The organism is Gallalistipes aquisgranensis (genome assembly GCF_014982715.1).
GTDB classification, from domain to species: Bacteria; Bacteroidota; Bacteroidia; order Bacteroidales; family Rikenellaceae; genus Gallalistipes; species Gallalistipes aquisgranensis.
In genome coordinates, this window is the sequence record NZ_JADCJY010000002.1 from 303725 (window position 1) to 316327 (window position 12603).

A 12603-nucleotide genomic window follows, 5' to 3' on the forward strand; every position below is an offset into this window, starting at 1 on the left:
GCCGATCCCCCGAACCGGACCGACAATCGTCCGAAAAGAGGAAAGACCGAACGGAATCGCCGGCCATACGGATGAAAAAGAGAGGATAACGCTTTTTTTCGTATCTTGCCGGATATTACCCCAAAAAAACTAATAACAAACGATGAAACGTACAACCATTTTTCCGATTCTCGCAACTTGCGTCCTCGCGGCCTGCACCCACGACCGGACGCAGACACGGCTGGTCGATTACGTAGACCCCTATATCGGCTCCGATTTCCACGGGCACGTGTTCGTGGGTGCCAGCGTTCCGTTCGGCATGGTCCAGCTGGGCCCCAACAACATCTTCAAAGGCTGGGACTGGTGTTCCGGATATCATTACAGCGACAGCATCGTCGCAGGATTTTCACACACGCACCTCAACGGCACGGGCGTGGGCGATCTGGGCGACATCCTGCTGATGCCCTACACCGGCGACGTCCGCATCCGCCGGGGCGAACAGAACGACCTGGGCGGAGGATATGCCACCATGTACAGCCACGACAACGAAACGGTGCGACCCGACTACTACTCGCTGCTGATGGACAACGGCGTGCGGGCCGAACTGACCGCCACGGCCCGGGCCGGCATGCACCGTTACACCTACCCTGCGGGTGAGACGCCCCGCCTGATGATCGACCTGCTCGAAGGCAACCGCTGCAAGGCCGATTCGACAGGCATGCGGCTGGTGGACGACCGTACGATCGAAGGTTACCGTTACACGAAGGGATGGGCTCCCCGCCGCAGGGTCTATTTCCGGCTGGAGACCGACCGTCCGATCCTCTCGCTCGAGCTGTTCGACAACGACCGGAAGGTGGAAGGAACGCAGGCCGAAGGCAAGATCAAAGGCGTCGTCACCTTCGCCCCCGACTCCAAACCCGTGACGTTGAAGGTGGGCATCTCGCCTGTCGGCTGCGAGGGTGCAGCGGCCAATCTCGCCGCTGAAATTCCCCACTGGGATTTCGACCGGATCGTCCGCGAAGGACACGACGCATGGGAACGGGAACTCGCCAAAATCCGGGTGGAGACCCCCGACACGGTCAAGAAGAAAATCTTCTATACGGCCATGTACCATGCCGCCGTCGCCCCGATGCTCTGCTGCGATGCGGACGGCTCCTACCGCGGCATGGACGACCGGGTGCGCCGCGACCCGGATTTCGTCAACTATTCGACCTTCTCTCTGTGGGATACCTACCGGGCGCTCAACCCCCTCTTCACCGTCATCCATTCCGACAAGGTCGGCGACTTCGTACGTTCGATGCTTTCGGTCTACGACCAGCACGGACGCCTGCCGATCTGGGGACTGTGGGGCACCGACACCTACTGCATGCCGGGATACAGCGCCGTACAGGTGATCTGCGACGCCTACCTGAAGGGTATCGGGGGATTCGATCCCGAAAAGGCGTTCGAGGCGGTCCGCGCCACGGCCACACATCCCGACCAGCGGGGAATCCCCTACGTGATGGAATCGGGCTACATTCCGGCGGACAAGGAGTTCGAATCGGTCTCCTACGGCATGGAGTACGCCGTCGCCGACTGGGGAATCTCCCGGATGGCCCGGAAACTGGGCAAAAACGCCGATTACGAAACCTTCTCCGAACGGGGCGACCACTTCGCCCGCTACATCGACACCGCTCTGCGTCTGGCCCGGCCGAAACTGAGCGACGGCACGTGGAAAACCCCTTACGACCCTTTCCGATCCATCCACAGCAAGGGCGATTTCTGCGAGGGCAACGGCTGGCAGTACACGTTCTTCGCCCCGCAGCACCCGGAACTGCTGATCCGGATGATGGGCGGCGACGAGGCGTTCTGCCGTCAGCTCGACAGCCTGTTCATCGCCGAGGGAGAGATGGGCGAAGAGGCTTCGATGGACATTTCGGGACTGATCGGACAGTATGCCCACGGCAACGAACCGAGCCACCACACCGTCTATCTGTACGCTTTCGCCGGACAGCAATGGAAAGCCGCCGAGAAGGCCCGCCGCATCATGGACGAATTCTATCTGGCAACCCCTTCGGGAATCATCGGCAACGAAGACTGCGGGCAGATGTCGGCCTGGTACATCCTCTCCGCGATGGGATTCTACCAGGTCAATCCCTGCAGCGGCCTATTCGTGTTCGGCTCCCCGCAGATGGACCGTGCGGAGATCGCCCTGCCCGAAGGAAAGAAGTTCACGGTCCGCGCCGAAAACAACCTGCCGGAGAACAAATACATCCGGAGCGTAACGCTCAACAGCCGGGACTACGCGAAGAGCTACATCACCTACGCCGACATCATGCAGGGTGGGGAACTGGTCTTCGTCATGGGCCCGGAACCCAACTTCGAATTCGGAGCCGCCCCGGAAAACCGGCCCCGGTCCGAGGTATTCGATCAATTATAGCGAAATCCGGAAATAGGGAGTGCCGTAACAAATCCCATACAATAGCGATTCACCTCCGCAACGAAATTTCGTTGCGGGGTGAATCGTCAATAACGGAAACTGTCGTCCGTCGTTTCGTCCTTCCGGTCCGCCGGAACCGGCATCAAGACACCGGGCAATCTATTTGCCCTTCGTCAGCAATTCGTAGATTTTATTGGACACATCGCTATTCTCCTGCACCCCGGTAAAGAGGTCCGACCACGGACCATAGGCATACAGAGGCACCATAATCGAAGTATGGCCTTTCGTCGAGAAATTGCCGGTCAATTTGCCATCGGCGATATGTCCGTTTCCAAGCGAAAGAGCACCCGTTTCATGATCGGCGGATATGATTACCAGCGTATGACCGTCCTTTTCGGCAAAACGGATAGCAGCTTCGACGGCCTGATCGAAATCCAGCACTTCCCCCACTACACCCTTGAAATCGTTGTTATGGGCGCTCTTGTCGATACGGGCACCCTCTACCATCAGGAAAAATCCCTTGTCACTGCGTTTCGACAGATAATCCAGGGCAAAAGCAGTCGTCACAGGCAGAAAATCGCCCCGGTTCTCATTGACGGAAGCGGTTTTGGCGGCAGGAGGCAGTACCCCCAGACGTGCGGCCGTCGCAGCATTCCGGTCGGCAACGCTCTCCACAAGGGTAAATCCGGCTTTTTCGAGTCTCTTCTCCACGCCTTTTTTCTCCATCAATTCGCGGCTTCCGCCCCCGAAAAACGTCAGTTTGCAATCCGGAAGATCGCTCCATATTTCGTCGGACATCCCCCGCTCGGGCTGATGGGCATAAAACGAGGCAGGGGTGGCTCCGTCCATATTGTCCGTCGTCAGCACACCTGTGGCGAATCCTTTCTCCGAGAGTTTTTCGGTGATGTTTTCCAGCACCTTCCCTTCCTTGTCCACTCCGATCGCACCGTTCCGGGTCTTCTTCCCCGTAGCATAGGCCGTACCGGAAGCGGCCGAATCGGTCGTAAAGTGGCTGGCCGACTGCGTACGCACCAGACCGATCGTCTTCAGATTGGTGAGGGTCAGCGCCCCCTGATTCATATACATGCCGGCCGAGGCATGCGCCAGCCCCATCCCGTCCCCGATCATCAGGATAACGTTGCGGACCGGTTTATGTGCCCCGTCGATCGAAAAGGAGGGGGTATAAACCGCATGATACTCCTTGTTGGTCAACCGGGTTTTGACCACTTCGTTCTGTGCACCGGCCGGTACCGCCAGTGCAAGCAGGAGCAGAACTCCCGCCCATCTCATTCCATACTTCATAATAATAGTGTTTTATCGGATGAAACATATCGTCGGAACATTTCAGAGCGTATCGGCAGCTATCGGTTCGCCCCGGAATCCCTCGTTGGGTTCGGGCCCCATCTCGATCTCCATCACGCCTCCGTTCATCAGGGTCCGGTGCGTGAAGAAAGGCGTATCCATCGGCTCTCCGTTCAGCACGACCCGCTGGATATATTTGTTGCCGCGGGAATTGTTACGGGTGACGATTTCGAAACTCCGGCCTTCCGGCAGCCGGATGCGCACCCGGTCGAAGATCGGCCGGCCGAGCGAATAGACACCGCTGGCCGGAGCCACCGAATAGAAACCCATCGCATTGAGGATATACCAGGCCGACATCTGCCCGCAGTCCTCGTTCCCGGCCAATCCGTTCGGATCGGCGAAATAGAGGTTGCGGAGGATCGAATCAACCAGACGCTGGGTCTTCCACGGCTCGCCCACATAGTTATAGAGGTGCGTGATGTGGTGGCTCGGTTCATTGCCGTGGGCATATTGCCCGATCAACCCGGAGATATCGCTGGAGATCCGGTCCCCGGCCAACTCGGAAGAGACCGTGAAAAGGGAGTCGAGCTTCGCGGTAAACGCCTCTTTTCCCCCGTGCAGAGCCACGAGACCGTCCACGTCGTGCATCACGTACCACGACCACTGCCATGCATTGCCCTCGCAATAATCGTCTTTGCGGTGATTCGAGGCCCGGGGGTCGAAAGGAGCGTTCCAGCTCCCGTCGAGCCGTTTGCCCCGCATGAATCCCACCGAAGGATCGAAATAGTTCCTGTAATACGAAGCCTTTCGCGCAAACTCCGCAGCCTCTTTTTCCTTGCCCAGCGCTTCGGCGAACCGGGCGATGCACCAGTCGTTGTATGCATATTCCAACCCCTTGGCCACCGACTCGTTGTCGCGGTCGCAAGGCACCCAACCGATCGAATCCTTGTATAGTTTTCCTACCGGCATCAAGCTGCCGGTATTGACATCCCCGTCGAGATTCTCTACGGTCACCGGGTGATACTGCGACGATTTGACACAGGCGGCGAAAGCCTTCTCCGCATCGAACCCCCTCAGTCCTTTCAAATAGGCCTCGGCAATGACCGAAACCGCATGGTAACCGATCATCGTGCCGGTATAGTTCGATGCCAGATCCCACATGGGCAGAAAACCGCCTTCGTCGGCCTTTTCGATCAGCGTACGGACGAAAGCCTCGTTCCGGGAGGGATCGATGATGTTCAACAGGGGATGCAGGGCCCGAAACGTATCCCACAGAGAGAAAACCGTGTAGTATTCACCCTTCTCGGAACGGTGAATCCGGCGATCCTGCCCACGGTAACGGCCGTCCGCATCGACATAGGTGCCGGGACTGATCCGGGCATGATAAAGCCCCGTATAGAAAATCCGTTTCGAAACCTCGTCCGGAGAGGTCACTTCGATCGCCTTGAGACATTCCTCCCAACGGTCGGCAGCCTGTGCCGCCACCTTGTCGAAATCCCAGCCGGGAATCTCCGCCTCGGCATTGCCGCGGGCTCCGCGGCAGTCCACCGCCGAAATGCCCACCTTGACCAATACCGGACAACCTCCGGTATCGCCGAACCCGAGCCGGGCCTTCACACCCGGTCCCGAAACGGAATCGCCGGAAACACGGCGCCCGCCGGCGAACAGTTCCGCCTCGAACGGCCGGGAAAACACGGCATAGAAATAAACGGGCTGATCCTTGGCCCAGCCGCAAGTCCGTTTCACCCCTTCGATCTCGGTCGGACCGAGCACGCGGAGTTCCAGATCGAGATTTTCGTGAAACTGAAGCGTGTGGGAAAGATCGACCACGACGGCTGCCGAATCCGATGCAGGAAAAGTGTAGCGGTGCATACCCGCGCGCACGGAAGCCGTCAATTCGGCCCGGACTCCGTAATCATCGAGTACGACCGAATAGTAACCGGGCGAAGCACTCTCCCTCTCGTGCGAAAAGCGGGAGCGGTAACCGGCTACGGAATCCTCACCCCGGTCCAGGGAGACATTCCCCACGACAGGCATCAGCAGAATATCGCCGTAATCCCCGATCCCGGTCCCGCTGAGGTGGGTGTGCGAGAACCCGATGATGACGGAATCGGAATAGTGGTAGCCCGAACAGGCGTCCCACCCCTCCATCCGCGTATCCGGGCTGAGTTGGACCATACCGTGGGGAACGACGGCTCCGGGAAACGTATGTCCGTGTCCTCCCGTTCCGATAAACGGATCGACGTAATCCACCAGGGCCTCCGGCCGGTCCCCGCATCCGGCCCACGCGCCCAACAGAAGCGGCAGCAAAAGCAGTTTTCTCATAAGTTCGGAATTAGTTTGTCAATGCACTCTCTCGGGACAGGCCCGCATCAACAAAAATAGAGGACAACCCTTAATAAAATATTAACGATCCCCTTAACCGAAACAAAATAAAACCGATGAATCCTCCGGAATGCAAAATCCGGGGAGGGCTAACGGACGAACGAATCGAACTCTGTCGGGAAGTGTTCGCCCATCACCTGCAGATATTCCCGGACAAAATTGTCGAACGCACTTTTTGCTGCCCCGATTCGCCGAAGCGCCACCAGAGCATGGCATTTCACTCTCACGGATTCCTCATCCAGCGAATCGAACTGCAGGATACGTTCGGAGAGCAAAATCTGCATCCGGTAGTCATCCGCAGCCACGATCCGTTCACGCCAACGGGAGAGAAGAGCGATCATGGCATCGGAATAAGCCGCCTTGAAACCGTCCAGCCAGTCGTACGACTGGTCGGGCAGGAGCTGCCCCCGGGCCGCCAGTTCCAGCAACGGAGCGGAAAGCGGACCATCCTCCCGGCTCCCGGCCAGACAATGCATGGCATACAGATAGTCGCAATAGGAGTCCCCGTGGAGGAGTATCTTCCAGCAGCCGTTGTCCGACGCGATTTCGAAATTCCCGACCCCTTCAAGAAGCAACCGGATTTTCCGGATATTGACACTGCGGTTATTCTGGGAACTCTCCTCGGATTTGTCAGGCCACAGGCTTTCCCGCAGCCGGGCGTTCGAAATTCCCTTTCCGTCCGCCGTATAAAGTACGATCAGCGAAAGCAACCGTTTCATCATCGGAGTGAATTCGCCGGAAATATCCTCTCCCTGACGGTCCGTCACCCGGAATCCGCCCAACAGATGAATACCCGTCGGAAGCGGACAGGACTGGACCGCAGGTTCCTGCAAAGACTGTCCTTGCACATAAGGAACGGGGCCGGGGGCACGGACCGTTTCTTCCCTTCTTCCGAAAATCCGCCGGCGGACCGCCCAACACGCCGCTCCGCCGGCCGCAGCGGCACATCCGACCAGCACCCATATCCACGTACGACCTGCCTCTTCCTGCGGCAACGCCTCCAAAAGAGGCAAGTCGATCGAATAGAGATTCGCCTCATAGGAGCGGTCGGCGATCCGATGCATCGTCACGGCGAACAGCCGCTGTCCTACCGTGTCGCACAACAGCGTGGCATCCGAATGCACGTCATGAAAGACAAAGGGTATCGTATCCCCGAGAGAGACGGTCTCCCCGTCCGCCAGGCCGATCCGTTTCAACTGCAGCCGGGACACGAACCGGCCGGGATCGAAAAAAAGGGCGTATGCCTCTTTCCCTTCCGGTCCGACGATCAGCCGGGAAGCCGCCACCTCGGAGGAGGTCTTCGAAGGAAGATCCCAGCATTTGCGAACGGAATAGTCCCGCAGATCCATAGCATACAGATCACGGAAAACCTGTGTTCCATACTCCTGGAACCCTTTCTCGTTCCCCATGCCTCCGTAGATGTAGACCATCGTATCGGCAATTCCCACCGCACTCAGATACCGGGGAGGAATCATTCCCGAAAGCGAATCGGTCTGCACCTCTCCTCGTGAAGTGATACGATTCATCACGGAGAGATACCGGTGATATCCGTACCCGAAAAGTTGAATCAGGGAGGTATCGACAGGGGAAAAGAAGCTGTTGTGGTGCTGGCAACCCGACTCCATCGCCTTCCGCAGGGGCACCGACCAACGCCCGGCCGAGAAATCGAACCGGGAGATTCCTTCCGGCAACGCACCTTCGAAATCGTACAGAAGTAAATCCCCCTTCACGGGATCGCAGACGAACTGATTGGCCATATTTTCCACCGGGAGCCCAGGCGAAAAGGGAAAATCCGTCTGTTTCCGGGTCAGCAGATCGAAACGCCGAACCACATCTTTCGAAACGAACAGAACGGCTCTTTCGTCCCGCTCAGGCACGATGAAAGTTTTCGAACCGAAAGCCGCCTTCCCGATCCTTTTCCACCGCATATGGTCGAACACCTGCCAATAAGGACGGATTACGGATGCGGACATACCTCCTTCGAGGGACTCGACGACACCCCTGCGATCGGGCACATCCAACGGCCAGGAGTAGGAAACCTCTTCGGGCGAAAAACCGACAGTCAGATTCCGCAGAACGAAAGGAGCCACATCGGTCGTGGAAAATCCCGTCAGATCGACGGCACCGAAACAGATGTTCACCTCTCGGCCGGAAGGCAATGGCAGAGACTCTCCCATGCCGAGGCCGTTGACAGTCACGGCAAAGACATCCCCTTCAGCACGGATTTCGAGCAGGAGACGGTTCCAGCTATCCAGTTTTTCCCGCAGCGCGTCAATATTTCCCAGCAAACGGTTGTCGCCGATCAGACACAACTCCGGAATTCCGTTGAAAGGATTGCTCAACAACAGGTCCACACTAGTCTCACCACCCAGAACAATCCGGCATACATACCCGAAATGTTCCGTCTCCCCGCGTATTTTCAGATCGAACCCGACGGAAAGATAGTCCCGGAAACGAAGTGTACGGCCATCCCCCGGAATGGTCAGCACGGTCCTCTCGTCCTTGTTCTTTTCGTAAGCATGGAACGAAAGACCGTATCTGCCTTCCGGACGGGGCGTTTGACCGTGAACAGACAATCCGAAGAAAAACAGGATTATGGCGACTGAATATCTCATTCGATTAGACGACCGGCGTTTTGCTATGATACAAATATAGTCATTCTCCCACGATTCCGCAACAGAGATCGCCCGCATCGTCATCTTTCCGCACCATCCTGCACCCCGGACCGAACAGCCTGCCACTCCTGCCAAACCGACCCGAAACGGATAAAACCACTTTTCCGTACCTGCCGGCACGAACGAAAACAACACGGGGACGTGACCCCAATACGTCCCGTCCCCGTCCTTCAATCGGCAGGCCGATTATTTTTTCAACTCTTCGACCAGTTTCGGCATCATCGTCCAAATCGTATGTTCCTGTTTGGCCGTATAGAAATTGCCGTCTATTTCCGAATCGGCATCCGTAGCGATCCCCTTTTTGACGGCGGCTTTCGCCAACGGATGCACGGCCACCCTCTTTCCCCCGGAAACCCCGGCGAAATCGAACATCAGGGCGGCAGCGCAATGACCCGCCATAATCTTGCCCTTTTCACCGAAAGTCCGGAGCACCTCCATCAGATCCACGTTGTAACTCTCCGTCGCATGGTCCGCGAAAACCGGCACGGCATCGCCGCAGGAGAAGACCAAGGCGTCGAATTCGTCCTCGCGTCCCTTCAGGTCGGAGATTACCGCATCGGCCTCGAGAACGACTCCCGAATTCGTTTTGATCCTGCGGTCGTCCGCCACCGCAAACACGGTATAAGGAATACCGTTTTCATAAAATGTCTCCAGATACTGGAACAGTCCCATCCCGTTCACGGGATTCACGGCCAGAACGGCCACTTTCTTCGCCATAATTCGATTTTTTTTAAGAATGAAACATCGGTTATTTTCAGTAAGTTCATTACTTTTGCATACAAATATATGCAAAGCCGGGTCATTTCACAAGAAGGCACCTGATCATAAGATAGTTACCCGTGTGTAACCTTTGCTGTAAATCAACCCGGAGCGAACGGAAGAACGATGAAAAATTTTCATGCCGAAAAGAACTGCCCGGTCCGGAACATCCTATGTCGGCTGGGCGACAAATGGTCGATTCTCGTCCTGATCACCCTGCACGCCAACGGGACCCTGCGATTCGGACAGATACAGAAAGCGATCGGCGATATTTCCCAACGCATGCTCACCGTCACCCTCCGCTCGCTGGAAACGGACGGCATGATCGAGCGCAAGGTATATGCCGAAATTCCCCCGCGGGTAGAGTACTGCCTGACCGGACGGGGATGCAGCCTGCTGCCGCACATATACGGATTGGTGGAGTGGGCCCAAGCCAACATGGAGAGTATCCTGGCCGGCAGAAAAGGGCACGGCACGGCCGACCCGGCCGCCGGAATCGGCACAACTATCTCACCAAAAGACGATTAAAAAATTTCGGCACAAAAAGTGCAGGAATAGTATATAAATACAGTATTATGTATTGCATAGTATTAAATAAAATCCATATATTTGCATTGCAAAACACATAAAGAACCGGACCATGAAAAAAACACTGAACGTAAATATCGGAGGCATGGCCTTCACGGTGGACGAGGACGCCTACCACGCCCTCGACCGTTATCTGGAAGATGTCCGATCCCGGCAGGAGGACAACGATCCCGGTGAGGTGACCGCCGACATCGAATCGCGGATCGCGGAGCTATTCTCCGAACGAATCACCCACCGCAGCCAGGTGGTGAACATCGACATGGCCCGGTACGCGATGGAGGTGATCGGACGGCCCGACACGTTCGGGGAGCGGAAAACCGCGCCGGACGGCCGCAGTGCCTTCGCCGGCAGGGAGACGCCGCCCCCCTACGACGAACCCCGCAAACTCTACCGGTCGAGACGCGACCGCATCATCGGCGGCGTATGCGGCGGAATCGCCCGCTACTTCGACGTGGACGTCACCCTGGTGCGCGTCCTCTTCGCAGTGCTTTTCTTCACCTCGGTGAGCCTCTGGATCTACATCATCCTCTGGATCGTCATCCCGCAGGCCCCGGAAAACGCGGCTTCCGCCAAATACGACCGGGCATGAACGTGGACAACATACAGGCACAGATGCGCAAGGGGATTCTGGAATACTGTCTCCTTTCGATCCTCTCCCGTCAGGACGCCTACGCTTCGGAGATCATTTCGGAGTTGAAAAACGCCCGGATGATCGTGGTCGAAGGAACGCTGTATCCCATCCTGACCCGGCTGAAAAACCAGGAACTGCTCTCCTACCGGTGGGAAGAGTCGCCGCAGGGTCCCCCCCGCAAATACTACACGATCACGAGCCGGGGAAGGGAGGCGCTCGCCCTGCTCGACGCGGCGTGGGAAGAATTAATAGGCCAGATCGGGGCCATCCGCAACGGACAATCGAACACTGAATTATGAAAGAGACCGTACAGATCAGCATCTCCGGCATCGCCTTCTTCTTCGACGGGGAGGCCTATCTCGAATTGAAAGCCTATCTCGACAGGCTGGAAAAGGGTTACCGCAACGACCCCGACGGCGCCGAGATCGTCGCCGACATCGAAGCCCGGATCGCCGAGATCATCCTCGGCAAACAGGAACCGGACCGGATCGTGGACCCCGCACTCGTCAGGGAGATCATCGGCCGGATGGGTTTTCCCGAAGGTACGGAACTTGAGGAGGAGAGTCCCGCCGTCCCGAAAAGCGTGCGGGAAAAATTCTCCCGCCGCCTCTACCGGAACCCCGACGGGGCACGTCTGGGCGGTGTCTGCAACGGCATCGCCACCTTCCTGGGCATCGACCCCGTGTGGGTACGCCTGGCGGTCTTCTCCCCGCTGGTCCTGCTGATCTTCACGGCCACGCTGGGACTGGGATTTCTCTCCGGACTGCTGTTCACCGTACAGGCGGCACTGCTCGCCCTCTACCTCCTGCTCTGGTTCGCCGTTCCCACGGCCCGCACCCCGCGCCAACGGCTCGAAATGCGCGGGGAGCGGATCACGGCATCCTCCATCGAAAAGAGTTTCCGTGAGGAGTTTTCCTCTCTCTCGGCCGATACGCCCCGCAACCGGAAAACAGCCACCGTCTGGGCCGAAGTGGTCTGGGTCATGGGGCGGATCGCTCTCTTCGGCATCAAAGCCCTTTCTTTGATATTCAGTCTTTTTCTGATCGCGGCGGCACTCTCCCTGATCATCGGGTTTGTCGTGCTGCTCACCTCCTGGGACCGGATACCCAACCTCGCCGAAACGTTCAGCGCCTTCCAGGGAATATCGCCCGGACTGTTTCTGGCCCTCTGCGTGCTCATCGTCCTGTTGCCGGTTCTGCTGCTGCTCTACCTGCTGCTGCGGCTGGTGTTCGATCTCCCCACCGGCCGGGGAGTTCTGGCGGGTATCTTCGGACTGTGGATCATCGTTACGGTCTTCGTCTGCTTCATGGCCGTCCGGAACTCCGAAGCCCTGAGTTCGAATGCGGAACGCCGTACCCGGAACGAACTTCCAACGGTACGGGACGAGCAATCTCCCGTCCTGCCAGACAGTTCCTCCGCGGAACGGACCGCCGCACCCGATTCCCTTTCCTCCGATTCGCTCCGAACCCTTTAAATCCCACGAAACATCATGGAAATCATTCATCCCGAAAACAAAAACAGGAAACCCGTCGCGGAAGCGCGCAACATTTACATCGGCCTTCTGCTGATCGTCATCGGAGCGGTCTGGATGCTCTACAATTTCGGCCGGATAGACTACCGTCTGTTCGATGCGCTCTTTTCATGGCAGATGCTCACGATCGTACTGGGCGGTTACCTGCTCACCCTGCGCCGCTGGGCGGCCGGAAGCGTGATCGTCGCCCTGGGAGTCGTCTTCGCGCTGAGCGACTTTTTCGGCCTCCGCATTCCGCTCGACAAGGTCGCCCTGCCGCTGATCGTGATCGCCATCGGGCTGATTTTCCTCTTTTCCAAAAAAAGATAGGGAAGGGAGAGACAAAATCGGTGTT

Annotated in this window: 10 protein-coding genes; 6 read left to right on the top strand and 4 right to left on the bottom strand. The window is 57.5% G+C overall.

Going from position 1 to position 12603, the window contains the following annotated elements; genetic code table 11:
• Positions 1-142: 142 nt before the first annotated feature.
• Positions 143-2398 carry a GH92 family glycosyl hydrolase gene (locus tag INF32_RS10660; RefSeq protein ID WP_226388387.1) on the top strand — a complete coding sequence of 752 codons (2256 nt, stop codon included), beginning with the start codon at positions 143-145 and terminating at the stop codon, positions 2396-2398.
• A gap of 159 nt (positions 2399-2557) precedes the next feature.
• Here INF32_RS10660 and INF32_RS10665 read toward each other — a convergent pair whose 3' ends face one another.
• The 4 genes from INF32_RS10665 to INF32_RS10680 form a co-directional block, all read right to left on the bottom strand.
• On the bottom strand, positions 2558-3700 hold the full coding sequence (locus INF32_RS10665) for an alkaline phosphatase (RefSeq protein WP_226388388.1): 1143 nt from the start codon (positions 3698-3700) through the stop codon (positions 2558-2560).
• 42 nt (positions 3701-3742) lie between these two features.
• Positions 3743-6025: a GH92 family glycosyl hydrolase gene (locus INF32_RS10670; RefSeq protein WP_226388389.1), complete on the bottom strand. Its 2283-nt coding sequence runs from the start codon at positions 6023-6025 to the stop codon at positions 3743-3745.
• Positions 6026-6174: 149 nt separating this feature from the next.
• A complete protein-coding gene (locus tag INF32_RS10675) occupies positions 6175-8700 on the bottom strand; it encodes a hypothetical protein (RefSeq protein ID WP_226388390.1) in 2526 nt (841 codons plus the stop codon).
• A 246-nt stretch (positions 8701-8946) separates the two neighbouring features.
• A complete protein-coding gene (locus INF32_RS10680) occupies positions 8947-9477 on the bottom strand; it encodes a DJ-1/PfpI family protein (protein WP_226388391.1) in 531 nt (176 codons plus the stop codon).
• Between the two features lie 168 nt (positions 9478-9645).
• On the opposite strand from INF32_RS10680, the gene INF32_RS10685 reads away from it, so the two are divergent.
• From INF32_RS10685 to INF32_RS10705, 5 genes are all read left to right on the top strand, one after another.
• Complete coding sequence (locus tag INF32_RS10685; protein ID WP_226388392.1) at positions 9646-10047, top strand: winged helix-turn-helix transcriptional regulator; 402 nt, start codon at positions 9646-9648, stop codon at positions 10045-10047.
• 112 nt (positions 10048-10159) lie between these two features.
• A complete protein-coding gene (locus tag INF32_RS10690; protein WP_226388393.1) occupies positions 10160-10696 on the top strand; it encodes a PspC domain-containing protein in 537 nt (178 codons plus the stop codon).
• Entirely contained in the window at positions 10693-11037 is a 345-nt protein-coding gene (locus INF32_RS10695) for a PadR family transcriptional regulator (protein ID WP_226388394.1), read from the top strand. The genes INF32_RS10690 and INF32_RS10695 overlap by 4 nt, the downstream gene beginning before the upstream one ends.
• Complete coding sequence (locus INF32_RS10700) at positions 11034-12212, top strand: PspC domain-containing protein (RefSeq protein ID WP_226388395.1); 1179 nt, start codon at positions 11034-11036, stop codon at positions 12210-12212. The genes INF32_RS10695 and INF32_RS10700 overlap by 4 nt, the downstream gene beginning before the upstream one ends.
• Positions 12213-12227: 15 nt before the next feature.
• Positions 12228-12578 (top strand): LiaF transmembrane domain-containing protein, encoded by a 351-nt coding sequence (locus tag INF32_RS10705; RefSeq protein ID WP_226388396.1) that lies wholly within the window; start codon positions 12228-12230, stop codon positions 12576-12578.
• The last annotated feature ends 25 nt before the right edge of the window (positions 12579-12603 follow it).